The organism is Spiroplasma melliferum KC3, assembly GCF_000236085.2.
GTDB classification, from domain to species: domain Bacteria; phylum Bacillota_I; class Bacilli_A; order Mycoplasmatales; family Mycoplasmataceae; genus Spiroplasma; species Spiroplasma melliferum.
Window position 1 is genome coordinate 61,902 of record NZ_AGBZ02000004.1, and the last position, 25,274, is coordinate 87,175.

40 protein-coding genes are annotated in these 25,274 nt (G+C 29.6%); 39 read left to right on the forward strand and 1 reads right to left on the reverse strand.

The genetic code is table 4. From position 1 onward, the window contains the following. Positions 1–2: 2 nt before the first annotated feature. From rpmC to SPM_RS04695, 21 genes are all read left to right on the forward strand, one after another. Positions 3–1,022, forward strand: coding sequence for a 50S ribosomal protein L29 (rpmC, locus tag SPM_RS06990; RefSeq protein ID WP_004028430.1), 1,020 nt, complete (start codon positions 3–5; stop codon positions 1,020–1,022). Further along, on the forward strand, positions 1,019–1,279 hold the full coding sequence (gene rpsQ / locus SPM_RS04605) for a 30S ribosomal protein S17 (protein ID WP_037551401.1): 261 nt from the start codon (positions 1,019–1,021) through the stop codon (positions 1,277–1,279). Before rpmC ends, rpsQ begins: the two co-directional genes overlap by 4 nt. A 21-nt stretch (positions 1,280–1,300) precedes the next feature. Further along, positions 1,301–1,669 carry a 50S ribosomal protein L14 gene (rplN, locus tag SPM_RS04610; protein ID WP_004028433.1) on the forward strand — a complete coding sequence of 123 codons (369 nt, stop codon included), beginning with the start codon at positions 1,301–1,303 and terminating at the stop codon, positions 1,667–1,669. A gap of 11 nt (positions 1,670–1,680) precedes the next feature. Next, complete coding sequence (gene rplX, locus SPM_RS04615; protein ID WP_004028435.1) at positions 1,681–2,001, forward strand: 50S ribosomal protein L24; 321 nt, start codon at positions 1,681–1,683, stop codon at positions 1,999–2,001. 19 nt (positions 2,002–2,020) lie between these two features. Next, positions 2,021–2,563 carry a 50S ribosomal protein L5 gene (gene rplE / locus SPM_RS04620; protein WP_004028436.1) on the forward strand — a complete coding sequence of 181 codons (543 nt, stop codon included), beginning with the start codon at positions 2,021–2,023 and terminating at the stop codon, positions 2,561–2,563. Positions 2,564–2,576: 13 nt separating this feature from the next. Continuing rightward, positions 2,577–2,762 carry a type Z 30S ribosomal protein S14 gene (locus SPM_RS04625; RefSeq protein ID WP_004028437.1) on the forward strand — a complete coding sequence of 62 codons (186 nt, stop codon included), beginning with the start codon at positions 2,577–2,579 and terminating at the stop codon, positions 2,760–2,762. Between the two features lie 19 nt (positions 2,763–2,781). Beyond that, positions 2,782–3,171, forward strand: a complete 390-nt coding sequence (rpsH, locus tag SPM_RS04630; protein ID WP_004028439.1) for a 30S ribosomal protein S8 — start codon at positions 2,782–2,784, stop codon at positions 3,169–3,171. Positions 3,172–3,195: 24 nt separating this feature from the next. Further along, positions 3,196–3,735, forward strand: coding sequence for a 50S ribosomal protein L6 (gene rplF / locus SPM_RS04635; RefSeq protein ID WP_004028440.1), 540 nt, complete (start codon positions 3,196–3,198; stop codon positions 3,733–3,735). A 21-nt stretch (positions 3,736–3,756) separates the two neighbouring features. Beyond that, on the forward strand, positions 3,757–4,122 hold the full coding sequence (gene rplR, locus SPM_RS04640) for a 50S ribosomal protein L18 (RefSeq protein WP_004028441.1): 366 nt from the start codon (positions 3,757–3,759) through the stop codon (positions 4,120–4,122). An 18-nt stretch (positions 4,123–4,140) separates the two neighbouring features. Continuing rightward, positions 4,141–4,752, forward strand: a complete 612-nt coding sequence (gene rpsE / locus SPM_RS04645) for a 30S ribosomal protein S5 (RefSeq protein ID WP_004028442.1) — start codon at positions 4,141–4,143, stop codon at positions 4,750–4,752. Between the two features lie 12 nt (positions 4,753–4,764). Then, positions 4,765–5,202, forward strand: coding sequence for a 50S ribosomal protein L15 (gene rplO, locus SPM_RS04650; RefSeq protein ID WP_004028443.1), 438 nt, complete (start codon positions 4,765–4,767; stop codon positions 5,200–5,202). Then, positions 5,202–6,629, forward strand: a complete 1,428-nt coding sequence (secY, locus tag SPM_RS04655; RefSeq protein WP_004028444.1) for a preprotein translocase subunit SecY — start codon at positions 5,202–5,204, stop codon at positions 6,627–6,629. Before rplO ends, secY begins: the two co-directional genes overlap by 1 nt. A gap of 18 nt (positions 6,630–6,647) precedes the next feature. Beyond that, positions 6,648–7,286, forward strand: a complete 639-nt coding sequence (locus SPM_RS04660) for an adenylate kinase (RefSeq protein WP_004028445.1) — start codon at positions 6,648–6,650, stop codon at positions 7,284–7,286. Between the two features lie 24 nt (positions 7,287–7,310). Continuing rightward, positions 7,311–7,529, forward strand: a complete 219-nt coding sequence (infA, locus tag SPM_RS04665; protein ID WP_004028446.1) for a translation initiation factor IF-1 — start codon at positions 7,311–7,313, stop codon at positions 7,527–7,529. Between the two features lie 37 nt (positions 7,530–7,566). Then, entirely contained in the window at positions 7,567–7,680 is a 114-nt protein-coding gene (rpmJ, locus tag SPM_RS06450; protein WP_004028447.1) for a 50S ribosomal protein L36, read from the forward strand. Positions 7,681–7,697: 17 nt separating this feature from the next. After that, positions 7,698–8,063 carry a 30S ribosomal protein S13 gene (gene rpsM / locus SPM_RS04670; RefSeq protein WP_004028448.1) on the forward strand — a complete coding sequence of 122 codons (366 nt, stop codon included), beginning with the start codon at positions 7,698–7,700 and terminating at the stop codon, positions 8,061–8,063. Between the two features lie 18 nt (positions 8,064–8,081). After that, on the forward strand, positions 8,082–8,471 hold the full coding sequence (gene rpsK / locus SPM_RS04675) for a 30S ribosomal protein S11 (RefSeq protein WP_004028449.1): 390 nt from the start codon (positions 8,082–8,084) through the stop codon (positions 8,469–8,471). A gap of 15 nt (positions 8,472–8,486) precedes the next feature. Then, positions 8,487–9,440, forward strand: coding sequence for a DNA-directed RNA polymerase subunit alpha (locus SPM_RS04680; protein ID WP_004028450.1), 954 nt, complete (start codon positions 8,487–8,489; stop codon positions 9,438–9,440). A 15-nt stretch (positions 9,441–9,455) separates the two neighbouring features. Next, positions 9,456–9,815: a 50S ribosomal protein L17 gene (rplQ, locus tag SPM_RS04685; RefSeq protein WP_004028451.1), complete on the forward strand. Its 360-nt coding sequence runs from the start codon at positions 9,456–9,458 to the stop codon at positions 9,813–9,815. Positions 9,816–9,888: 73 nt separating this feature from the next. Beyond that, on the forward strand, positions 9,889–10,632 hold the full coding sequence (gene map / locus SPM_RS04690) for a type I methionyl aminopeptidase (protein ID WP_004028452.1): 744 nt from the start codon (positions 9,889–9,891) through the stop codon (positions 10,630–10,632). Between the two features lie 86 nt (positions 10,633–10,718). Next, positions 10,719–10,898: a hypothetical protein gene (locus SPM_RS04695; protein ID WP_004028453.1), complete on the forward strand. Its 180-nt coding sequence runs from the start codon at positions 10,719–10,721 to the stop codon at positions 10,896–10,898. Between the two features lie 32 nt (positions 10,899–10,930). On the opposite strand, the gene SPM_RS04700 is transcribed toward SPM_RS04695, so the two are convergent. Then, a complete protein-coding gene (locus tag SPM_RS04700) occupies positions 10,931–11,407 on the reverse strand; it encodes a hypothetical protein (protein ID WP_004028454.1) in 477 nt (158 codons plus the stop codon). Between the two features lie 119 nt (positions 11,408–11,526). Here SPM_RS04700 and SPM_RS04705 point away from each other — a divergent pair, with 119 nt between their 5' ends. The 18 genes from SPM_RS04705 to trmD all read left to right on the forward strand — a co-directional run bounded on the left by SPM_RS04705 (position 11,527) and on the right by trmD (position 25,258). Beyond that, positions 11,527–12,501: a glycosyltransferase family 2 protein gene (locus SPM_RS04705; protein ID WP_004028455.1), complete on the forward strand. Its 975-nt coding sequence runs from the start codon at positions 11,527–11,529 to the stop codon at positions 12,499–12,501. Further along, the gene (locus tag SPM_RS04710; RefSeq protein ID WP_004028456.1) at positions 12,502–13,239 is read left to right on the forward strand and encodes an RDD family protein; all 738 of its coding nucleotides are present in this window, start codon (positions 12,502–12,504) and stop codon (positions 13,237–13,239) included. A 38-nt stretch (positions 13,240–13,277) separates the two neighbouring features. Next, complete coding sequence (locus SPM_RS04715; protein WP_004028457.1) at positions 13,278–15,470, forward strand: ATP-dependent helicase; 2,193 nt, start codon at positions 13,278–13,280, stop codon at positions 15,468–15,470. Positions 15,471–15,599: 129 nt separating this feature from the next. Continuing rightward, positions 15,600–15,863, forward strand: coding sequence for an HPr family phosphocarrier protein (locus SPM_RS04720; RefSeq protein WP_004028458.1), 264 nt, complete (start codon positions 15,600–15,602; stop codon positions 15,861–15,863). A 133-nt stretch (positions 15,864–15,996) separates the two neighbouring features. Continuing rightward, positions 15,997–16,953 carry a tRNA (adenosine(37)-N6)-threonylcarbamoyltransferase complex transferase subunit TsaD gene (gene tsaD, locus SPM_RS04725; RefSeq protein WP_004028459.1) on the forward strand — a complete coding sequence of 319 codons (957 nt, stop codon included), beginning with the start codon at positions 15,997–15,999 and terminating at the stop codon, positions 16,951–16,953. A 5-nt stretch (positions 16,954–16,958) separates the two neighbouring features. Beyond that, complete coding sequence (locus SPM_RS04730) at positions 16,959–17,774, forward strand: MurR/RpiR family transcriptional regulator (protein WP_004028460.1); 816 nt, start codon at positions 16,959–16,961, stop codon at positions 17,772–17,774. Between the two features lie 4 nt (positions 17,775–17,778). Continuing rightward, a complete protein-coding gene (locus SPM_RS04735) occupies positions 17,779–18,609 on the forward strand; it encodes a MurR/RpiR family transcriptional regulator (RefSeq protein ID WP_004028461.1) in 831 nt (276 codons plus the stop codon). An 80-nt stretch (positions 18,610–18,689) separates the two neighbouring features. Then, positions 18,690–19,400, forward strand: a complete 711-nt coding sequence (deoD, locus tag SPM_RS04740; RefSeq protein WP_004028462.1) for a purine-nucleoside phosphorylase — start codon at positions 18,690–18,692, stop codon at positions 19,398–19,400. A 20-nt stretch (positions 19,401–19,420) separates the two neighbouring features. After that, the gene (gene asnS / locus SPM_RS04745) at positions 19,421–20,788 is read left to right on the forward strand and encodes an asparagine--tRNA ligase (RefSeq protein ID WP_004028463.1); all 1,368 of its coding nucleotides are present in this window, start codon (positions 19,421–19,423) and stop codon (positions 20,786–20,788) included. Between the two features lie 127 nt (positions 20,789–20,915). Then, positions 20,916–21,233 carry a helix-turn-helix domain-containing protein gene (locus SPM_RS04750; protein WP_004028464.1) on the forward strand — a complete coding sequence of 106 codons (318 nt, stop codon included), beginning with the start codon at positions 20,916–20,918 and terminating at the stop codon, positions 21,231–21,233. A 162-nt stretch (positions 21,234–21,395) separates the two neighbouring features. Continuing rightward, positions 21,396–21,884, forward strand: coding sequence for a hypothetical protein (locus SPM_RS04755; RefSeq protein WP_004028465.1), 489 nt, complete (start codon positions 21,396–21,398; stop codon positions 21,882–21,884). After that, positions 21,884–22,354 carry a hypothetical protein gene (locus tag SPM_RS04760; protein ID WP_004028466.1) on the forward strand — a complete coding sequence of 157 codons (471 nt, stop codon included), beginning with the start codon at positions 21,884–21,886 and terminating at the stop codon, positions 22,352–22,354. Before SPM_RS04755 ends, SPM_RS04760 begins: the two co-directional genes overlap by 1 nt. Before the next feature lie 75 nt (positions 22,355–22,429). Then, complete coding sequence (locus SPM_RS06855; RefSeq protein ID WP_004028467.1) at positions 22,430–22,753, forward strand: hypothetical protein; 324 nt, start codon at positions 22,430–22,432, stop codon at positions 22,751–22,753. Positions 22,754–22,802: 49 nt separating this feature from the next. Further along, positions 22,803–23,279: a hypothetical protein gene (locus SPM_RS06860; protein ID WP_239643297.1), complete on the forward strand. Its 477-nt coding sequence runs from the start codon at positions 22,803–22,805 to the stop codon at positions 23,277–23,279. A gap of 115 nt (positions 23,280–23,394) precedes the next feature. Continuing rightward, positions 23,395–23,754 carry a 30S ribosomal protein S16 gene (gene rpsP, locus SPM_RS04770; RefSeq protein ID WP_004028469.1) on the forward strand — a complete coding sequence of 120 codons (360 nt, stop codon included), beginning with the start codon at positions 23,395–23,397 and terminating at the stop codon, positions 23,752–23,754. Between the two features lie 27 nt (positions 23,755–23,781). Beyond that, the gene (locus SPM_RS04775; RefSeq protein WP_004028470.1) at positions 23,782–24,033 is read left to right on the forward strand and encodes a hypothetical protein; all 252 of its coding nucleotides are present in this window, start codon (positions 23,782–23,784) and stop codon (positions 24,031–24,033) included. Continuing rightward, positions 24,034–24,525 carry a ribosome maturation factor RimM gene (rimM, locus tag SPM_RS04780; RefSeq protein ID WP_004028471.1) on the forward strand — a complete coding sequence of 164 codons (492 nt, stop codon included), beginning with the start codon at positions 24,034–24,036 and terminating at the stop codon, positions 24,523–24,525. 1 nt (position 24,526) lies between these two features. Next, positions 24,527–25,258 (forward strand): tRNA (guanosine(37)-N1)-methyltransferase TrmD, encoded by a 732-nt coding sequence (gene trmD / locus SPM_RS04785; RefSeq protein ID WP_004028472.1) that lies wholly within the window; start codon positions 24,527–24,529, stop codon positions 25,256–25,258. Positions 25,259–25,274 lie beyond the last annotated feature (16 nt).

Consider the following 25,274-nt stretch of genomic DNA (forward strand, 5'->3'; position numbering starts at 1 on the left):
AGATGAATGATTTAACCAAAAAATCAGTTGAAGAATTGAAAAAACTGGAAGAAGAATCACGTGCTGAATTATTTGCGTTACGATTCCAATCAGCAATGGGGAATTTAGAAAAACCACATCGCATTGGGGAATTAAAAAAGCAAATTGCTCGCATTTTAACAATCTTATCTGCTCGTAAAAATGCTGGGGAAAATACGGCAATTAATGTTAAAGTTAATTTAAATGAAACATATGCGAAAATTGAAAAAGAATCACAAGCATTTGCAAAACAACGCAAGGCAAAAATTGAACAAATGATGGCTGAGCAACAAGCTGCTGAAGGAAAAATGGCAAATTTAATGGATTTACCATTAAATGATGCAATGGATTTAACAGAAGAACAAGCTGTTGCTTCAACACCAATAGGAGAAACAAATGGTCTTGATGAACAAAAAGCACCAGTTGCTGCAAAGAAACCAGCTGCTGCTAAAGATTCTCCTAAGCAAAAAGATGTTGCGGAAGAAAAAACTGCAACTGGAAAAGCAGCCACACCATCTGCTAAAAAAGCACCAGTGGCTAAAAAAGATGTTGCACAAGAAACTAAAACTGATAAGGATGCAGCATTAAAAGCTTTAATTAAAGAAAAAGCTGCGGAAAAGAAACCAACCGCAAAAAGTAAAACATCAACACCAAGCGACAAAACAACAGTGACTGTTAAATCAGTTACTTCTGCTAAAGCAGATATTGAAGTACCGAAAGAAACAAAAAAAGCAGCATCAACAAAAACTGTCAAAAAAGCAACTGAACTTAATGCAAAAGAAAAATTAGCAGCAATCAAAAGTTCTGTTGCGATGGGTGGTACTGCAAAAGGGCGTGGGTCAGGAGTTAAGATTGATTTAGAATTAAAAGCAAAAGATCCTAACGCAAAAGAATATACTTACGGCACAAATTGAAAAGAAAATCGTGATAAAATTTTAACCGCTAGTAAAACAACAAAAAAAGCCGATGACAAAACAACTAAGAAAGGGACAGGAAAAAAATAATGGAAAGAAATAGTCGTAAAGTCTTACAAGGACGTGTTATTTCAGATAAATCTGAAAAAACAATTACTGTTTTAGTTGAAACATATAAAAATCACCCCTTATATAAAAAACGTGTAAAGTATTCAAAAAAATATTTAGCACACGATGAACAAAATCAAGCCCATATTGGAGATAAAGTAAGCATTATGGAAACGCGTCCTTTATCAAAAACTAAACACTTTCGTTTAATTGAAGTTATTGAAAAAGCAATTGGTTAGTAAGAAGAGGATAATAAAAAAATGATCCAACAAGAATCAAGATTAAAAGTTGCTGATAACTCTGGGGCAAAAGAAGTGTTAGTAATTAAAAATTTGGGTGGTTCATGACGAAAGTTTACTAATATTGGGGATATTGTTGTATGTACAATTAAAAAAGCAACCCCTGGTGGAATTGTTAAAAAAGGGCAAGTTGTTAAAGCGGTTATCGTGCGTACTAAACGTGGTTTGAAACGAAGTGATGGAACACAAATTCAATTTTCAGAAAATGCTGTCGTATTAATTAAAGATGATAAAAACCCACGAGGAACACGAATTTTTGGGCCAATTGCCCGGGAAGTTAAAGATGCTGGTTTTGTAAAAATTGCATCATTAGCACCAGAAGTATTATAGGAGGCTATATTATGAATAAAGTTAAATTTAAAAAAGGTGACTTAGTGAAAGTTATAGCCGGAAAACACAAAGGAACAGAAGGACCAATCATTCGTGTCTTACGTGAAAAAAGTCGTGTGGTAATTGAAGGAATTACAAATATTAAACATGTAAAACCTTCGCAAGATAACACTGAAGGAGGAATTCAACAAGTTCCCGCTTCAGTTCATATTTCAAATGTTGCATTAATTGATCCAAAAAATAAAAAAGAAATTACTAAAATTAGTTATCAAATTGCTGATAATGGTAAAAAAGTTCGCATTGCTCGTAAATCAAAAGCGCATTTAGCGTAGAAAGGAATAATGATTAATAATGAATGTTAATTTAGAAAAAAAATATAAGAATACAATTGTTAAAGAATTATTCAAAGAGCAAGGCTTTCAATCAATAATGCAGGTTCCTGTTGTTAAAAAAATTGTTGTTAACATGGGAGCTGGTGATGCAACACAAAATAGTAAAGTAATTGAAGATATTACAAATGAATTAGCATTAATAACTGGCCTACGACCAGTTGTTACCAAAGCTAAAGGTTCAATTGCTTCCTTTAAATTACGTGAAGGAATGCCAATTGGAGCAAAAGTTACTTTACGTGGGAAAAAAATGTATCAGTTTTTAGACAAACTAATTAACATTGCTTTACCACGAGTAAGAGATTTCCGTGGGCTTAATAAAGATGCCTTTGATGGGCGTGGAAATTATACCCTAGGAATTAAAGAACAAATTATTTTCCCTGAAATTGACTATGATAAAGTTAAAAGAGTACGGGGAATGGATATTACAATTGTCACAAGTGCAACTAATGATGCTGATGCTCAAGCATTATTAAACAAAATGGGAATGCCATTTAAAAAATAGGAGGAAAGAAGATATGGCCAAAAAATCATTAAAAGTTAAACAACAATGCCATCCAAAATTCAAGGTAAGAGGTTATACTCGATGTGGAAACTGTGGGCGACCTCATGCTGTGTTACGTAAATTTGATTTATGTCGTTTATGCTTTAGAAATTTAGCAAGTAAAGGACAAATTCCTGGGGTTAGAAAAGCTTCATGATAGAAAGAGAGACTAATTAATTATGATGATTGATACAATCGCTGATATGCTAACAAGAATTCGCAATGCTAATCAACGTTTACACAGAAGTGTAAAAATGCCATCAAGTAAAATGAAAGTAAGAATTGCTGAGATTTTGAAAGAAGAAGGCTATGTCGAAGATTTTAAAGTATCAGGGGATATTAAAAAAGACTTAACGTTAACTTTAAAGTATAAAGGTAAAACAAAAGTTATTTCAGGATTAAAACGAATCTCAAAACCAGGTTTAAGAGTTTATGTAACCGTTGAAAAAGTACCTCAAGTTTTAAATGGGATGGGAATTGCAATTATTTCAACAAACCAAGGAATTATGACAGACAAAGCAGCAAAACAAGCTCACTTAGGTGGGGAAGTTATTGCTTATGTGTGATAGAAATATTTAAAGGAGAGCAAAACAATGTCTCGAATTGGTAATAGAGAGTTAAAAATTCCAGTTGGTGTTGAAGTAACAATTCAACCAAATAATGTTATTGTAAAAGGCGCAAAAGGACAATTAGAGCAAACAATTCCAAGTGTTATTACTGTTGTCGCCAAAGAAGGTGTTGTGACAACAACTAGAGCAAATGATGTGAAACATAGTAAGCAATTACATGGCACAATTAATTCTTTAATTCAAGGAATGTTAGAAGGTGTCAGCAAAGGTTTCAAAAAAGAATTAGAAATTAATGGAGTAGGGTATCGTGCGGCGTTAGCTGGTGATAAGTTAACGTTAAGTTTAGGATATTCACATCCAGTTGAATATAAAATTCCGCAAGGAATTACAATTACACTTCCAAAGCCAACACAAATTATTGTGGAAGGAATTTCAAAACAATTAGTTGGTGAAGTAGCTGCAAACATCAGAAATTATCGTAAACCAGAACCTTACAAAGGTAAAGGAGTTAAATACAAAAACGAACACATTATCCGTAAAGAAGGAAAATCTGCTGGTAAATAGCAGAAGAAAGGAATATCAACAATGGCAAATTTACAAAGTCAAAGTCGTAGTGCAAAACGAAAAAGAAGACATTTTCGTGTTCGTGCCAAAATTAATGGTACAACAGCTGTTCCTCGTTTAAATGTGTTTAAATCAAATGGGCATTTTTATGCCCAATTAATTGATGATGTGAAGCAAAAAACAATTGTTGCAGCCTCAACATTAAAAATGGCTGGTTTAAAATCAAGAAGCAATATCGCTGCGGCAGAAAAAGTTGGCACTGAAATTGCAAAAAAAGCACTTGAAAAAAAAGTTACAACGGTAGTATTTGATCGTGGTGGATATTTATACCATGGAAAAGTAAAAGCATTTGCAGAGGCTGCTCGTAAAGCAGGATTGAAATTTTAAAAGGAGCAATAAGAAGATATGGCAGAGAATAAAACAGATTTAAAACCAAATACAGGAAACCCAGTTCATCCAGCAGCAAAAAAAGAAGGGCCACAACATAATCCTCGTCAAGGCAATCAACGTTTTGAGCGTAATGATCGCCGTGGCGATGAAAATATGTTTGAAGAAAAAGTCGTAACAATTCGTCGTGTTACTAAAGTAACAAAAGGAGGACGTCATTTCCGCTTTGCGGCAGTTGTTGTGATTGGTGATAAAAAAGGTCGCGTTGGTTTTGGGACTGGGAAAGCAAACGAAGTTCCTGATGCAATCAAAAAAGCAATTAAAGAGGCAAAAAAACAATTAGTAAAAGTGCCACTAGTGGGAACAACTGTTCCGCATGAAGTTATTGGTCATTTTGGAGCAGGAAAAGTATTAATTAAACCAGCTCGCAAAGGGACAGGAGTTATTGCTGGAGGGCCAGCCCGAGCTGTGATTGAATTAGCAGGTTTAGCAGATGTTTATACAAAATCATTAGGATCAAATACCCCAATTAATATGATTCGTGCAACATTAGATGGTTTAAGTAATTTACGAACAATTGATCAAATTGCAAAATTACGTGGTAAAACCGTAGAAGAGTTACAAGGATAAGAGGACAGAACAATGAAATTAAACGAATTACAGTATACTGATGGAGCCCGTCATAGTAAGAAACGACTAGGACGAGGAACTTCATCAGGATTAGGAAAAACAGCTGGTAAGGGACATAAAGGGCAAAATGCCCGCACAGGTGGGGGTGTTCGCCCTGGATTTGAAGGGGGACAAACCCCAATCTTCCGTCGTTTACCAAAGGTTGGTTTTACTAATTTAACAACCAAAAAATATGTCTTGTTAAACTTAAGTGATTTGGAAAAGTTAGGATTAAATGAAATTAACCATCAAACATTAGTTGCCAAAAAAGTGCTAAAAAATGAAAAAGAATTAATTAAAATCTTAGGTAATGGTACAATATCTAAGAGTGTTAATGTTAAAGTTAACAAAGTTTCGCAAACTGCAAAAACAGCAATTGAAAAAGCTGGAGGAAAAGTGGAGGTAATATAGTGAAAACTAAAGCGAAAAAAAGAAAAACAACTCGCCGTAATCGTGAGGTTGACATTGTTAAATCATCAAATTTTTTTGTTAAAAATAAAGATTTGATTAAACGAATTGGCTTTACTTTATTAATTTTAGTTTTAATTCGTTTAGGTAGTTATTTAACAGTTCCAGGCGTAAAAATTTCACCTAACTTTCAAGATTTATCAAACAATGATCAGTTCTTTAGTTTGATTTCGATGTTAGGGGGAGGAACACTTGGAAAGTTTTCAATTTTAGCTTTAGGAGTATCACCTTATATTACTGCATCTATTATTGTGCAGTTATTATCAACCGATGTAATTCCGCCCTTATCACGCTGAGCAAAAAGTGGTGAACGTGGGCGGAAAAAATTAGATCGTTTAACAAAATGATTAACAATTCCGTTTGCAATTATGCAAGGAATTGCCACAATTTTTACTATGGCAAACCAAGGCATTATTTCTCCAAAATGAGATTCATCTGATTTTGGAACTGGAAGTCCAATCTTTTATTATACATTAGTTCCGACAGCCTTAATTGCAGGAACAATGTTAATGCTTTGATTAGCTGATCAAATGACAATTAGAGGGATTGGTAATGGGGTCTCATTAATTATTTTTGCTGGAATTGTTGCGCAATTACCAAATAATTTACAAACAACCTTTAAATTCTGAATTTCAGGACAAGAAGATATTAACTTATTATTTGATGGAATTTTAAAATTCTTAGTGTATGTCGTAATGTTCTTATTGGTTGTTTTATTTGTTGTAATGTTAAATGAATCAGAACGTAAATTGCCAATTCAGCAAACAGGAAGTGGTTTAGTATCAGGAAATGAAGAAAACCGCCCCTTCTTACCATTAAAAATTAATTCCGCCGGAGTTATTCCCGTAATTTTTGCCTCGGCATTAATTTCAGCCCCAATTACTGTTGCACAAATTATTAGTGTAAGTAATCCAAATAATGGTTTTGTGCAATTTACAAATAATTATTTATCGTTTAGTACATGACCAGGAATTATTATTTATGCAATTTTAACAATTTTATTTACTTTCCTATATTCACAAGTACAAATGAATCCTGAAAAAATTGCTGAGAATTTTCAGAAGGCCGGAACTTTTATTCCTGGCGTTCGCCCTGGGAAAGAAACGGAAAAATACATTAAAGGAACAATCAACCGTTTAAGTATTTTAGGATCAGTCTTTTTAGCAGCAATTGCGATTTTACCCTATGTGATTAGTAAATTAACAGCTTTACCAAGTGCATTAGCAATTGGAGGAACAGGGTTAATTATTATGGTATCAGTAGCATTAGAAACAATGCGTCAAGTTAAAGGGCGAATTACGCAACAAGCGTTTATTGATAAAAAATCACAACAATTAACTGATGATACTAAAGATTCATATTTATGATAGAAAGCCAGAGGAAAGTTAATGCGAAATTTTATTTTGTTAGGAGCTCCTGGAAGTGGAAAAGGAACCCAATCAGACCATTTAGTCAAAAAGTTTGGTTTTACTCATATTTCAACTGGCAATATTATTCGAGATAATATTAAGCAAAAAACACCATTAGGTATTTTGTGTCAACAGTATGCTGACCAGGGAAAATTAGTTCCGGATGATATTATGATTCAAATGGTTGAAAACCATTTACAAATAGTAAGTGGTGATTTAATTTGAGATGGTTTTCCACGCACAATTGCACAAGCAAAAAAATTAGATCAATTATTGCAAAAACTAAATAGCAAAGTTGACCATACGTTATATTTTGAAATTGATGAAGCAAAGTTAATCGAACGAATTACGGGACGTTTAACTTGTCTAACTTGTGGGCGAACATATCATAAAACAGCATTGCCACCAAAAGTAGCATGAATTTGTGATGATGATCAAACCCCATTAGTACAACGAAAAGATGATAACGAAGAAAAAATTAAAATTAGATTAGCGGCATATCATGCTGATACTGCACCGTTAATTGAATATTATTTAAATCAGCAAGTATTAACCGTTATTGATGCTGATATGGAAGGACATGCTGTTTGAGATCAAATTATGGCAGTTTTAAAATAACGGAGATTGGAGGTAATAGATAAAATGGCCAAAACTGATTTATTAGAAGTACAAGGAACAATTTTAGAAGTATTACCAAATACAATGTTTAAGGTGCAATTAGAAAATGGCGCAACTATTTTAGCTCACGTTTCGGGTAAAATCCGGATGAATTACATTCGCATTTTACCCGGCGATACAGTAGTTGTGGAAATGTCACCTTATGACTTAGAACGTGGGCGTATTGTTTTTAGACATAAATAAACAAAATAACAAAAATTTTGGTAAAGGAGAATACACGATGAAAGTAAGATCATCAGTTAAAAAAATCTGCGACAAATGTCGTGTAATTAGAAGAAAAGGGCGTGTGATGATAATTTGTTCACAGCCAAAACATAAACAACGACAAGGTTAAAAAGGGAGGAAAAGAAAATGGCACGTATTGGCGGAGTAGATATTCCAAATGATAAGCGCGTAGTAATTGCGTTAACATATATTTATGGAATTGGAAAACCACAATCACAACAAATTTTAAAAGAAGCAAAAATATCAGAAGATATTCGTGTTAAAGATTTATCAGAAGATGAATTAACAACAATTAGAAATGAAATTGCCAAATTAAAAACCGAAGGAGACTTACGACGTGAAGTTGCCTTGAATATTAAACGTTTAATGGAAATTGGTAGTTATCGTGGAATGCGTCATCGTAAAAGTTTGCCTGCACGCGGACAGTCGTCAAAGCAAAATGCACGAACAGTTAAAGGACCACGTAAAACAGTTGCTAATAAGAAAAAATAGTAGATAAGGAGAACAATTATGGCTGTTAGAAAAAAAACGAATAAGAAAAAAGTTAAAAAAAATGTCCTAAAAGGAATTGCACATATTCATTCAACTTTCAATAATACAATTGTTACCCTTTCTGATGAAGCGGGTAATGTCATTTCATGAGCATCAGCAGGGGCAATGGGTTTTAAAGGAAGCAAAAAGTCAACTCCTTATGCTGCTCAAATGGTTGCTGAAGCAGCTGGGAAAGCAAGCCAAGAACACGGAATGAGTAGTGTTCAAGTTGAAGTAAAAGGGCCAGGCCCAGGGCGTGATGCTGCGGTACGGAGCATTCAAGCAATTGGATTAGAAATCACTTCAATTAAAGATGTAACGCCAATTCCTCACAATGGGGCACGTCCACCAAAAAGACCAAGAGGATAGGAGAAAGATTAGGCGATGAAACAATTTATTAGACCAGAATTTAAATTACAAGCAGAAGATAAAGCCAATAATTACGGAAAATTTTTAGTTGAACCATTAGAACGAGGATTTGGTGTAACATTAGGAAATGCGATACGTCGAACATTACTATCAGCAACACCAGGAGCCGCCGTTTTTGCTGTTCGAATTAAAGGTGCCTCGCATGAATTTACTGCTATTCCCGGTGTTGTTGAACATGTTACAAAAATAATTTTAAATATTAAAAATTTAGTATTAAAAATTAATCAAGATATTATTCCCGATGGAGAATCGGTAATTTTAAAAGTTGTTTCTTCAAAAGAAGGAGAAATTTACGCAAGAGATTTAGTTGTCCCAACGGGAGTAGAAGTTATTAATGGTGATTTATTATTAGCAACAATTGCTAAAGGTGGAGAATTAGATTTAGAGTTACATGCTCGTAATTCACGTGGGTATAAATCATTTACAGATAATAAAAAAGAAAAAAAATATGCTGATTTAATTGTCATTGATTCAAACTATTGTCCAATTCAGCGTGTGGCATATAATGTTGATCCAACAAAGGTTGGAAAAAATGCTGACTTAGAAAAATTAGAATTAGAAATTCAAACTGATAGTTCAATTACGCCAGTTAATGCTGTTGCAATGGCAGCAAAAGTTATTACTGAGCATTTAGAATTTTTTGTTAACTTGAATGAAGCAATTAAAGCAACCCAAATTATTTCATCGGAAGCAGAGGCTGAAGAAGATGAATTAGAGCGTAGCATTGATGAACTAGAATTTACGCAACGTTCACAAAATTGTTTAAAAAGAGCAAAAATTGATACCTTGCGTGATTTAGTTTCAAAATCAGAAGATGAAATTCAAGAAATTAGAAACTTAGGGAAAAAATCATTAACAGAAATTAAAGATAAAGTGGCCCAATTAGGTTTACACTTTCGACGTGATTAAGAGAGGTGAAATAGGATGTCATATCAACAAAAAAGAGGGAAAAATACTGCATGAAGAAATGGCTTAATGCGTAATTTAGCAACCGAGTTAATTATTAATGAACGTTTAGAAGTAACAGAAACACGGGCAAAAGAACTACGCCGCCATGTTGATAAATTAGTTACATTAGGGAAACGACAAGATTTACATGCTCGTCGTCGTGCTGCTAGTTTTTTACGTGATATTGATGCAAATGAAAAAGAAACTGCATTACAAAAATTATTTAATGGCATTGCCAAAAAATATCAAACTCGTAATGGTGGCTATACACGCATTTTAAAATTAGATAATCGTAAAGGAGATAATGCTCCAATGGTGATTATTGAATTAGTCTAAACCAAAAAACTAACTGTTGTATCGTTAGTTTTTTTCTTTTTATGATAAAATAAAACCTGAAAGGAATTTAACGATGATTACAATTAAAACAGACCAAGAAATTGAATATATGCGCAAAGCTTGCACAACATTAAAACAAATTCACCAAGAATTAAAAGCGATGATTAAACCAGGAATGACAGGCATTATGCTTAATCATCGCGCAGAAGAAATTATTCGAGCAAATAATTGCGAACCAAATTTTAAAGGTTTATATGGTTTTCCAGCTGCAATTTGTGTTTCTTTAAATGAAGTTTTAGTTCATGGAATTCCAAATCATACGCCATTTATGGAGGGTGACCTTGTTTCTGTCGATGCAGGTTGTTCATATGAAGGTTATAATAGTGATGGTGCTTTTACTGTAATTGTTGGTAAACCGCGAACAGCAGAACATGTGAAGTTATTAACTGTTACTGAAACAGCCTTAGCAAAAGCAACTGCAATTTTAAAACCAGGAGTGCGAATTGGTGATATTGGTGAAACAATTCAAACATATGTTGAAGGAGAAGGTTTTTTCTTGCCAACTGAATTTACCGGCCATGGGATTGGGCGAGAATTACATGAAGATCCAATGATTCCTAATGTTGGAACAGCAGGTGTCGGAATGCGCTTACAAGCTGGAATGACAATTTGTATTGAACCAATGGTTCAAATTGGAACTAAATCAATTAAAATGTTAGATGATAATTGAACGCCAGTGTCAGCTTTGCACTTATGCAGTGCGCATTTTGAAGATACCATTTTAATTACACCAACTGGATATGAAGTTTTAACTTAAATTTTCTTGTTAATAAATTGAAAAATCGGTAATTATTGTGTATCATAAATAAATAGGGCTTTATGTTTAACATGAAGGGAGATATTATGCGATTTAAACAAAGAAATTGAGTTTGAAAAATTAATATTTTTGGCAAACATATTAAAGTTGGAGCAGGGAAAAGAAATCCGTTTGATTATGCCCGAGTTAAAAAAATGACACGAGAATTAATAAAAAAACAACGATTAGAAGCAAAAACAAATAAAAATAATAACTATCAATTTTAAAAAACCATACTAAGAAAGTATGGTTTTTTAAATTATTTATTAAAATGATAACTATTTTTAATTTTTTGATAAATCATTGTTTTGCAATCTTGATCAAGAAATCCAATAAAAGTAAAAACACCAACAAAATGATAACCAATGCCGAATTTTTTTTCATTTAATTTTGCAAAAGTAATTAATTGAGTTTTATGATGCAATTGTTTTTCGCCTAATTTTTGTTGTTTTATAAGATTGTTTGTGCCATTAAAATAGTAAATGTAAGTTCAATCATCTGACATATAATTTGCATACCCTTTTTTAATTGCTAATTCTTTTTGCTGCAGAGGAACAATATTAGGAAATCAAACTTGCTGATAGTGATTAATATTATAACCACTTGTTAAAGTTGAAAGATGATTTTCATCAGTAAACAAGGTGCTTAAGACATCAAAAATTGTCCGAAATATTATTTGATCATCAGTTGTAATTTCTTTTTGTTGTAAAATTTTTTGTAATGTTTCATTTGGCATTTGAGGAATCCTTCTTTTTAAACTTGTCAATTATTTTACTTTTCTAATATAATAATTATACTAAAAAGAGATTAAAATGTTATAATTATGGCAAGAATTGATTGAGAGAGGGGATTACAATGTTTTTATCATTTCTTATTGTAGCACAAAATAATCAGACAAAATTAATGAAAACTTTACTATCAATTAAAGAACAAACAAGTGATGATTATGAAATTGTTTTAATTGATGATAGTGGATTCCAACCAAAATCACCACTCTTAGAATTTATGAATGAATGTTTTTATAATAATATTGGTAAACAAATTCAAATAATTACAAATTTACGAAGTCAAGGTTTTTCATATGGCATTAATACCGCTATTTCAATTGCGCAAGGAGATTTTTTTATGATTGTTGATGAAGGACAAACAATTCATAAAACAGCAGTTGCAGTTTTAAAAGAAAAAGTTGAAACATATCAAGTTGACCATAAAAAAATTGATATGCTTGAATTTCGTTTACAGTATGCTAATTCAAAGGAAAAAAGCGAAATTTGAAATAAATGTAATGTTTTACTATCACCTAAAACTAATAAAGAAGTGTTAGCATATATTAATTCTTCACTTTTTACAAAGATATTTCGTCGAAACCTTATTTTGCAAAAAAATATTACATTACTTGATTATCGTCGTACCGATACTTTCTTTATTTATAACGCATTAGTTTATACTGGTGGTTTTGTTGCAATTAAAGATGTTTTAGTTGAGTATGACTTAGGAATTGTTAATTATAGTGTTTTTGATTTAATTAAACAATGAATTTATATTTTTAATTTATATCGTGATTTAAATTTATATCGTGAATATCAAGAAGAATTAGAGTATTCTTTTATTCGTTTTTGCTTAATAACATTTTTAGAAATTGTTAGTTTACAAAACAATAAAAGATTATTAATTAAAGCTATTCATAGTGCCGAGAACAAGTTAGAACGTCGTTATAAAAGTTTTGTGAAAAATAAATATATTAAAAATGTGAAAGAACCACAATTTAAAATGATTGTTGCTGATATTAAAGGTTTTATTAAACATTGAAAACTGGAAAATACAAAATAAATGATGCAAGAGTTAGCAAACAATAAAAATTCAACCGTTACTACGATATCAGAACCGGAAGAAGAATATCAGCTTCATCAATTAGCGCGTCCAGTTCGTGTCATTTTTGCTCGTTTTTTCGATATTATTTTAGCGAGTTTAATTCCCTTAGCACTAACTTTAACGATGAAATATTGAGATCAAGCTCGAACAATTTGAGCTCCTATTTTAGTTATTGGGATTACTTTTGTTCTTTTCTTTCTTTATTTTATTCTTATTCCTTATTTTTGAGATGGTAAAACAATTGGAAAGTTTTGTTTTCAAATTAAATTAGTTACTAGTGAAACAAAATTAAAATTAGCGGTTATTTTTACTCGTGAGTTATTTATTACATTTTTACCATGATTTGTTGTTTTATTAACAAATTTAAGTTTAAATTTAATTTTTAAAGTTAGTTTAAGTGATTTGTTTCGGGCAACTAATAAAAATCCAATAGCATTAATTATTATTCGAACTATAACAACAATTTATTTTTTATGATATATTGGTTTAATCTTTGGTTTAGTATTAAATCCAAACCATCAAATTTTATTTGATCGTCATTTTCATTTATTTACTGTAAAGAAAAATCCCATTTCTAAAAAAGAACCAAAAGAACCAAAAAAATTAATAACAAGAAAAACAAAACATATTCATTTGCAAGAAAACCAACCAGGAAATATTTCTGATGAAATATTAAAAGAAATTGATGAATTATAGGGTAAAATGTAATTGTTTGTAAAGAAAGGCAGAATATCATGCTCAATGAATTTATTGAAAATTTAAATCCAAATCAACGCGAAGCTGTTTTAGCAATTACTGGACCAGTGCGAATTATTGCTGGCGCTGGAAGTGGCAAAACACGTATTATTACTAATAAAATTGCATATTTAATTAAATATGCTAATTTGCAACCATGACGGATTTGTGCTGTTACGTTTACTAATAAAGCTACTAATGAAATGAAAACACGTATTGTTGATATGATTGGAAATAGTGGTCAGCGTTGTCTGATTGCAACTTATCACGCTCTATGTGTTCGTATTTTACGAGAAGATATTATTCATTTAAATTATGATCGGCAATTTAATATTATTGATATGGCAGATCAAGATAGCATCATCCGCAATATTTATAAAACATTACCTGTGAAATATGATGCACAAGAAGCAAAAATGGTCAAGAATTTTATTTCCAAATGAAAAAATGACTTTATTAGTCCAAATAGTGCAAAACAATTGGCAAGTGGGGATGAAGTACGATGAGCAGAAATTTATGACGTTTATGAAAAACGTTTACGAGAGATAAATAGCGTTGATTTTAATGATTTAATTTTATTAACATATAAGTTATTTAAAAATAATGTGGAAGTATTGAAAAAATGACAAAATCGTTTTGATTATTTTTTAGTTGATGAATTTCAAGATACTAATGAATTACAATTTGATATTATTAAATGATTAGTTGGTGACAATCACAATATTACCGTTGTTGGTGACCCTGACCAAACCATTTATTCGTGGCGAGGAGCAAAAATTAATTTAATTTTAAATTTTGATAAGTATTTTCCACACACCCAAACAATTATTTTAAATGAAAATTATCGGTCAACACAAAATATTTTATCATTAGCTAATAATTTAATTATTCATAATAAAAATCGAATTGAAAAAGATTTATTTACTATTAAAGCTTCAGGTCAATTACCAATTTTATATCACGGTGCTAATAGTAGCGATGAAAGTGATTTTGTAGCTCATAAAATTAAAACTTTAATGAAAGAAGAAAATTATAATTATAATGATATTTTAATTTTATATCGTGCCAATTACTTATCGCGTGATTTAGAAGGAGCTCTTGCTGATTATGGCCTTTCATATCGTATTTTTGGTGCTTTTAAATTCTATGAACGAAAAGAAATTAAAGATGCCCTTGCTTTTTTAAAAATAATTATGAATAATGATCCTTTAGCCATTGAACGGATTTTGTTGTTAACGCCAAAAATTGGACCAAAAGCATTTGAACAAATTATGCAAATATTAAAAGAACAGCAAATAATGTTTACAACATTATTGGAACAACATTTTGATTTGTTACCATTAAATCTTCAACATAGTTTAAATAAACTGCGAGAAGCAATTGTAATAGCATTGGGACAATTACCAACCGCTAAGTCAATTGAAAGCCTATTAGTGCTACTATTAGATAAAACAGGTTATTTGCAGCGCTTACGTGATAACTTTGAAGAAGAACGAGAAGAAAATATTTTAGAATTAATTGCTTCAGTTGTTAAATTTGATAAGCAAAATAAGGATTTAGAAGGAACGGAATTATTAAGTGAATATTTACAATTGATTTCATTACAAACTGACAGTGATAGTGATGATTTAACTGATAATACTATTTCTTTAATGACAATTCATAATGCAAAGGGATTAGAAAAAAAGGTTGTTTTTATTGTTGGTTTAAATGAAGGAATCTTTCCAACAACGCAGGCTATTAAAATGGGAACTGAACAATTAGAAGAAGAACGACGAGCCTTATACGTTGCCATTACAAGGGCAAAAGAATTGTTGTTTATAAGTTATGCTGATGGTTATTCATATATTACGGGTAATGAACGCTTTGAATCACGATTTATTAAAGAATTAAATGGTGATTTTTATGAAAAAGTTAATAGTGAAAGGTTGTTTAGTAAGCCAAAGTCAATTACTATTTCTTTTCATAATCAAAGTGAAAAACAATCACGCACTACTTTTCATCTTAATAAAAACCTTGAGTCATCTTTTAAATCTAATCCATGAAAAGTAAATGATACTGTTAGTCATGAATTATTTGGAATTGGAGTTGTTGTTAAAATCATTGCCCAAAATGTACAAATTGCTTTTCCGAGTCCTTATAATATCAAAATTATTTCAGCAGATAGTCAAGCAATTAAAAAAGTAGAATAATAAAAGAAAATAATAATGTCAATTATTTGAAATTTTTATTTAAAAACATAAAAAATTGTTAAGGGATAATATACTTATTTTTATTTTTTTTGATATAATAAGTGAGTATATTTTAAAGGAGGAAATTTAATGGCATCATTTAAAGCTGTTATCGCTGATCCTGTTGGGATGCATGCACGTCCAGCAGCATTAATTGTAGGAGAAGCAGGCAAATACCAGTCAGATATTACTATTTTCTCAGGAGGAAAAACTGGTAACTTAAAATCAATCATGACTATTATTGCGTTAGGAATTCATCAAGGTGCAGAAGTAGAAATTGTTGCAACTGGTTCTGATGAAGACGCAGCAATTGCAGGGATTGAAAAAGTAATGAAGGATAACAAGGTTATTTAGGGTAATTTTATTAAATATACAAAAATTAAAAAATAATAGATTTATCTATTATTTTTTTGTATATTTTTGATACTTGTTTCTTTCTTAGTATTTTAAGGGAAAATTATTATATAATAATGAGGAGGTGTATGAAATGGTAATTCTTGCAATTGAGACAAGCTGTGACGAAACTAGTATTGCGATTTTTAAGAATGGAAAAATTTTAGCAAATATTATTTCGTCACAAATTAAAGAACATACAAAGTATGGCGGAGTTGTTCCAGAACTTGCTTCGCGGTTACATTTAAAAAACTTTTCTTATGTTTTACTTGAAGCTTTGCAAAAAGCTAAGATTAATATAACAGAGTTACAATACATTGCATACACAGCAAAACCAGGTTTAATTGGAGCATTACATATTGGGAAAATAATAGCAGAAACATTGTCTAATTATTTAGAAATTCCAATTTTACCTTTAAACCATTTATATGGTCATATCTATGCTAGTGCAATCAATAATGATTTTTTATTTCCTCTTTTAGCAGTTCTAGTTAGTGGTGGCCATACTCAGTTAATATTGATGAAAAAACATTTGAATTTTGAAATTTTAGGCTCAACATTGGATGATGCAATTGGTGAATGTTATGATAAGGTTGCCCGAATGTTGGACTTAGGGTATCCGGGCGGGCCAGTTATTGATAAGTTAGCAGCGACAGGTACAACAACACAATATCACTTACCATTACCATTAAATGACCAAAGTTATAATTTCTCTTTTAGCGGATTAAAATCAGCCGTGGCTAATTTAATTGTAAAAGAACAACGTAATACTAAAATTAACCTGTCTAATTTTTGCGCGACATTTCAAAAAACATGTGTTGATATTATTATGCGAAAAACAAAATTAGCAATTCAAAATTTTCAACCGCAAATGGTTACGTTAGTCGGTGGGGTTTCAGCTAATAGCGCATTACGAGCAGCAATTTTAAATTTGGCAGCACCAAATTTAAAAGTCATTATTCCAAAATTAGAATATTGTACGGATAATGCTGCAATGATTGCTCGGTTAGCAGCACAAGAACTACTGGAAAACAACATAAAAGGAGACTAGATAAAATGGCATCATTTTTATCAAAATTAGAAACATTTGATTCAAAGAATTTTACTAAAAAAGAAAATGAAATTATTAAATATATTAAAGAAAATATGAAAGAAGTAACAACAATGAATATTGAAGTTTTAGCACAGCAGGTAAATACTGGTTATAGTGCAATATATGGTTTATTACGAAAAATGCAAATTAATGGTTATCGAGACTTTTTAATTGCGATTGCTGCTGATATTGAAATTAAATCATTAGATTTTGAAAATATGGAAAGTCTAATGAAGAAGACATATTTTGATATTCTTAATCAAAATGATACGATTATTAATAATGAAAAGATGAATCAAACAATTAATGCAATTAAAGGAGCATATCGAATTTTTGTAATTGGAATGGGTTCAACAAATGCTTTATCACAAACATTAGCGTTAGAATTATATCGTTTTGGCTTTAATGCTTTTAATCTAAATGAGAATGAAGAAGACTTAATGGTTCGTTCTCGTTTTATGAATAAAAATGATTTAATTTTAGCCTATTCATTATTCGGTGATAATGAAGCAGTTAATAAAGCATTAACAATTGCAAAAGAAAAAGGAGTAACTATTGTAGTAATTTCTGGGAAAGATATGTCAAAAGCAGTTAAATTAGCGAATTGGTCACACATTATTTCAACCCCAAATCAACGGGTAAATGATCATAAAATTTATGTTAACAAATTATTACCTTGAATGTATTTTACTGATGATTTAATTAATAAAGTTTGATCATCAGATATTGTTGATAAAGATTTTGTAATGGCTCAACAAGACAATCGTTGAGATTATTAAAACAATGGATAATATTTCAATTCTCTCAAAGTTATCAATGATTCAAGGAACTTGCACAAAAAAAGAAATTAAAATTGCAAATTATATTCGTGAAAATATTCATAATATTCGAAATCTTAAAATTGAAGATTTGTCAAAAGCAACTGGAATAGGTTATTCACCAATTTATTCTTTAATTAAAAAATTAGGCTTTATTGGTTATCGTGATTTTATTATTGCAATCGTTGCAGAACAAGAACGTTTGGAAACCAATAATTTGTATTTAGATGCAACAGAAAATATTTTTTTATATTATCAAGATATGTTAGAACGTAATCAACAGACTTTTGATAATGTTAAAGTTTTAGAAACAGTTACTTTACTAAAAAAAGCGAAAGTAATTTATTTAGCTGGTTTGGGAATTTCATCGTTAGCAGTAAAAGAATTAGCTACCCGTTTATTTAGTTTTGGGTTTACTTGTAGTTTGTTGGTGGAAAATGAAAACAATATTATTACCCGTGCGAGTTTAATACAACCAGATGATTTATTAATTTGTATAAGTTTAGAAGGAAAAACAATGGCTGTGATAGCAGCAGCTAAGGAAGCTAAAAATAATGGGGTAAATGTAATTGGTATTACATCAAAATATAATTCGGATTTATCAAAATATACCGATATTATGCATACTATTGTTTCTTCAACTTTGTATGAAAAAAATGAAATTTTTATTTCTGCTTTATTACCGTTAATATATTGAAATGATAATTTAATTAAAACTCTTTTATCTGTTGATAAAGAGCATCAATATTTAGAAAATAGAATTAAAAGTAATAAAATTTTAAAAAAATATTGTTAAAATCAAAGGAACTAATGTTCCTTTTTATTTTTTATAGTACAATATAAATTAAATATAGAAAATGTTAAGAGGGAAACAAAATGACACCACATATCAATGCTAAACAAGAAGAAATTGCCGAAACAGTCTTAATGCCCGGAGACCCATTACGAGCAAAGTTTATTGCGGAAACTTTTCTAGAAAAGATAAAATTAGTAAATGAAATTCGAAATATGTATATCTATACTGGAACTTATAAAAATAAAACAATTACAGTTGCTGGAAGTGGAATGGGCTGTCCAAGTATTGGGATTTATTCATATGAATTATTTAAATTTTATAATGTTGATAATATTATTCGAATTGGTTCAGCGGGTAGTTATGATGATGCACTAAAGATTTATGATATTGTTAATGCAACAGCAGCTTATGGTGAAAATAATTATGCTAGAATTGTAGCAGGAATAGAAGATGAAGTTTTAAATTCTTCACAACATCTTTTTGCAACAATTGAAGAAGTTGCTAAAGCAAAGCAAATTAAAACTTTCCCTGGAATTGTTCATTCATCTGATGTGTTTTATCGTAAAAATGAGGATGATTGAAAAAAAATTAAAGCCAAGTATAATACAGTATGTGTAGAAATGGAAGCATTTGCTTTGTTTGCGAATGCATTAACATTAAAGAAAAATGCAGCAGCATTATTAACAATTTCTGATTCCTTTATTACAGGTGAATTAACAACAGCAGCCGAACGACAAAATAATTTTTACCAAATGGTAGAGTTGGCATTAGAAAGTGCAATTAAATTATAAAAGAAAAAAGGAGAAAAAATATGACAACAGTTTTACAGTTATACCAAGATCAAGTTAAAGATCAAAGTGAAGTTACAATTTTGGGATGAGTGCGTTCTAATCGTAGTAGTGGTAAATTAGGTTTTTTAGTTATGAATGATGGGACTGTTTTTGATAATGTGCAAATTGTTTATAGACCAGAGCAACTTGCTAATTTTTTAGCAATTAGTAGTTTACGAATTTCATCAGCAATTAAAGTAGTTGGAAAGTTTTGCTTAACACCATCTGCAAAACAACCATTTGAAATTCAAGCATCAGTAATTGAAATTCTTGATGAGGCAACTGAAGATTATCCATTACAAAAAAAAGAGCATTCTTATGAATATTTACGTGAAATTGCTCATTTGCGAGCAAAAACTAATACATTTAATGCAGTTTTCCGAATTCGTAGTAGTAGTTCTTTTGCAATTCATGAATTTTTTAATAAAAATAATTTTATTTATGTTCATACACCAATTATTACTGGAAATGACGCTGAAGGTGCTGGTGAATCATTTATTGTAACAACGAGAACGGATGACAATTATAATGAAGATTTTTTTGGGAAAAAAGCTAGTTTAACTGTTTCAGGTCAGCTTCATGCTGAGGGTTTTGCACAAGCTTTTCGCAATGTTTATACTTTTGGTCCAACATTTCGTGCTGAAAATTCTAATACAACAAGACATGCTGCTGAATTTTGAATGATTGAGCCTGAAATTGCTTTTATTGATCTAGAAGAAAATATGGCATTAATTGAAAAAATGATTAAGCATATTATTAATTATTTATTTGTTAATAATAGCCATGAACTTGCCTTTTTAAATAGTAACGTTGATGATAAATTATTGAAAAGATTAAAAAGTGTTATAAATGATGAATTTGTTCGTCTATCATATACAAAGGCAATTGAAATTTTGCAAAAAGCTGTGACAAAAGGCCAAAAATTTGAAAATACGAATATTTTTTGAGGAATGGATTTACAAACTGAGCATGAAAGATATTTATGTGAAATAGAAACAAAAAAACCAACCTTTTTATTTAATTATCCAAAAGAAATTAAAGCATTTTATATGAAAATTAATGATGATAATAAAACAGTTGCGGCTTGTGATTTATTAGTGCCAGGAATTGGAGAATTAGTTGGTGGTAGTGTTCGTGAAAATGATTATGATAAAATTGTTAACCGTTGCAATGAATTAAAAATTCCAACGATAGATTTACAATGATATATTGATTTACGAAAATATGGATATTATAAAAGTGCAGGTTTTGGATTAGGGTTTGAACGTTTTGTTATGTATGTGACAGGAATGACAAATATTCGTGATGTGATTCCATTTCCACGCACCCCACGAAACTTATTATTTTAATTTGATGCATATAAAAATTTTATTTAATTATAAATTTTTTTTTGTTATAATTTTAGCATTGCATAGATAGGGAGACATAAAATATTTAACTTAGTTACTTATGATAATATGAAAGGAACATATATAAATGAACGAAGTTATTAGACAATTACGAATTCATAAAGGATTAACTCAACGTGAATTAGCCAAAATGTCAGGGTTACAACAATCAACTATTTGTCGAATTGAAAAAGATTGTTCAAAAACAAGTTGAAATAAAATTTTAAAATTACTCGTTGCACTAAAATTAGATGTTAAAAAATTTATTGATAAATTATATACATACAATGAATATAAAGTATATGAGTTTTTATCATTAATTATTGATAACCCCAAAATTCGTAAAGAGCTTGATCAAAATCCACGATTATTAGCATTAAAAGTATTACGAATTTTTACTAATTAAGAAAAAAGTTAGATAATTTTGTCTTACCATGCAGTTGAATTAACTATGAAAATAAAACAAAGACCTATTAGGTCTTTTATCTTTTAATAAACGGTTTAATTAAAAAATGATATAATAATACTATATATTAATTATTAATTATAGTAATGTGAGGAATAAAAATTGATTTGAGATTATTATTTTATCTTTGATGGTAATGGTGAAGAACAAAATTTACGATGTATTTGTAAAACAGCTGCTGATGCAGAACAAGCATTAGAGGATTGTTATTTAGATAATAAATATAATGTAGATATTATTAAAGCAATTTCATTTTGTTTAATATTTACATTTGATAGTACAACTGATAATTACGAATTAAACAAACAAGGAACAGAAAGTTTTATTAAAAAATTATCAATTTGTCAACAATGTAATCGTGTTAAAAATAAATTAGATCGCCATCAACTTTGTTCAGAATGTGAAAGTGAATTAGTTGGTTTGGAAACTTTTCAATGTGATTTATGTAAAAAACACCGTCTTGTTCGAGATGACTTTAATCGCGAATTATTTGGAAAATTATTAGTAAATAATAAAGAATATATAATTTGTTTTAAATGTGCTGCACAAAATTTTCAAAAGGACGCAAAAACAGAAGGGATGAAAAGATAGTGAATACAATTAAAAATTTATATATTGTTTTTTATACTGATAATGCGCATTATCCTAACCAAGGGAAAATTGTTAAAGTTTTTACTGATAGTGAACCAGCAAGAAAATATTTATTGACAAAAGTTAATTTAAACGGAAAAAAAATTACAAAAGATAATAAATGAATTTTAAAAGTGTATAGTTATGTTGGAGCTAATGATTTTTATGAATACTCAAAATGAGAAACAACTCAATTTAAAAATATGGTTGGCAATTGTATTCATTGTCATAAATATTTTTTACGAGAAAATAATGCTAATATGTGTGATGAGTGTTTAGGGCAAGTAAAACAAGGTTTAAAAGAATGTGAAGTTTGTCATAATTTTTTTAACCCAGTTGGGATTAAATTTGTTTCAAATGGTGATGTTTTTCCATCTTTAGCTTGTCAGGAATGCACACAAACATTATTACAAAATTTAAATATTAAATAGTTTTTTAAAAAATAAAATTTTAACAAAAAGATACCATCAAAATATTAAAATAATATTAATTATAGGAGGTTTTTTATGTTAAAGTGGAATACTAAAATTTTATTTTATGTACGGTTAAATGTTTTATTTTTAATTTTATTTTTTTTAATTACTGATTTAGTATTAGCAATAATTAGTCCGCAACCCCAATTTTCTGATTTAGGATATGCAGAACGAGTATCAAATTATTATTCGTTTTTTACAACGCAAACTAATTATATTGTTGCTGTCTATTTTTTCATTTATTTATTTGAAAATAAGTTTAAAATTCAAAGTCCTAGTTATTTAATTAAATTAGCGGTGACAACATATATTACAATTACAATGGTAGTTTTTTTGACTTGGAATTTTTACAAGTAAACAAGATGCTAATCAATACAATGTATATGCTTGAATATCAACAATTGTTTTGCGCTTAGTAATTCCAATTAGTATGATTATTAGTTATATTTTAACAGCAGGTACTTTTCAATATAATTTAAAACAACATTATAAATTAGCATTATGATTAATTTTAATTTATCCAGTTTGTTATTTTATTGTAATTTTAATTCGAGGAACATTACGTCATTTAGATGATAGACCATCTGATACTTGATATCCTTATTTTTTTCTTAATGTTTATCAAGAGTGAGGATGATTAATTTTAACTTTTTCTTTTATTTGTATTTTAACTTTATTTATTGGTTTACAATATTTATATATTTTTTTAAATAATAAGTTATATTCGAAATATCAGGGAGAAACATTAAACAAACGAGTAAATGAAAAAATATTTGGTATTAGTGGAAAAAGAATGACATTGCATAAAAAAGATGTTTTCATTCCACAATCAGTGCTAAATGTTTTTAAAAATGATTCTTCTGAAGGAGGAAAATATGATTAGCAAAAAATAAAGTGTTAAGTTAAAAAACTTGACTCTTTTTTAATTTCGGGTATTATATAAAGGATGTTAAGTTTTATAGTTTAACATGAACACAGAATTAGAAAGGAAATTATTAATGGTAAAATTACGTTTAAAAAGAATAGGTAAAAAGAAAGCAGCATTCTATCGAATTGTTGCAACAGATGCTCGTGTCAAACGTGATGGAGAATATATTGAGTTAATTGGAACATATAATCCTATTAATGGTGATGTGAAAATTAATCATGATCTTGCTTACAAATGATTATTAACAGGGGCACAACCAACTGATACTGTTCGTAATTTGTTGAGTAAAGAAGGTTTAATGACTAAATTGCATAATGAAAAATATGTTGCTAAAACAACAAAGAGTACAAAAGAAAAGATAGCAACAAATTCAAAAGCAAAGGTAACAAAAAGTACAAAAGCAAAGACAACAACAGAAGCAAAAAAATAGTTGTAATTAAGAATGTGGTGTTAATTAATGTATATTACCGAACTTAAAAATTTAATTAATCCGTTAATTTGTCAGGCTAATAATGAATTATATTATGAAATTCGCCAAATGCCACCGACAAAACTAGGAGAAATTAACTTATTAGTAATGTGTAGTGAAGAAGTGTTTGGGTATGTTGTTGGTAAAGCAGGAATAATTGCTAATAGTTTACGAATTTTATTAAATATTAGAGCACATGTTGATCAAAATAAAGTTAATATTAAGTTTGAGGTTTTATAGATGGAAGATTTATTAAAAATTTTTAAGATTAAAAAGCCCCATGCAATTAAAGGCGAGGTTAAAGCAACTTTATTAATAAACATTAAAAATATAAATAAATTACTTAATAAATTAATGTTTATTCAAGTTCAAATGATGTATACACCAGTAACATTAATTAAGATTACTGCTACCAAACAAGATTATATTTTAAAGTTTAAAGAGTTTACTAATATTAATGAGGTAATATCGTTTAAAGAATGCTATTTGTTTGGTCAAAAAACAGATTTGAATTACGCAGAAGTTATTAATCAAGAAAATTTAATTAATTTTACAGTCTTTCATAGTCATAAAAAAATTGGAGTCTTAGTAAATCAATTTGAAACAAAAGCACATCTTGTTTTTGAAATTAAAACAACAGATGGTACATTAATGATGATTCCAAATGTTGATGCGTATGTTGAACAAGTTGATCTTCAACAACAAAAAATTATTTTAAAAAGGATGATTTAAGATGAAAAAGTTTACAGTATTAACTTTATTTCCAGAAATGTTTAATAATTTTATGACAACATCAATTATTAAAAAAGCACTTTGTGAAAAGATGATTACAATTAAAATTGTTGATATTCGTGATTATAGCATTGGCAAACATCATCAAGTTGATGATTACCAATATGGTGGTGGTGAAGGCATGGTTTTAATGATTGAACCATTAGTAGCAGCGATTAAAGCTCACCAAACAAAAGACAGTCTAACAATTTTGTTAACACCACAAGGGAAACAATATGCTCAGGAACAAGTGCAACAATTTGCAGCAAATAATAATGATTTAATCTTAGTTTGTGGGCATTATGAAGGCTTTGATGAAAGAGTTTTATATTATATTGATTACGAATTATCAATTGGTGATTATATTTTAACTGGTGGTGAATTAGCTAGTATGGTTGTAATTGATAGTGTCACTCGTTTATGTGAAAATGTAATTAATACACAATCACATTTAAATGATTCTTTTTCTAACAATCTATTAGATTATCCTGTTTATACAAAACCAGTTGAATATGATGGACATTATGTTCCTGAAGTTTTATTAAGTGGTCATCATCAGAAAATTGCCCAATGACGAGAATATGAAGCATTAAAAAAAACTTGATTAAAACGTCCTGATCTTTTAGAAAAAAAAGTTTTAACCACAGAACAACAAATATTATTAGAAAAAATTAAAAGCGAAAAAAAGGTTTAATTACCGTAGAAAGGAA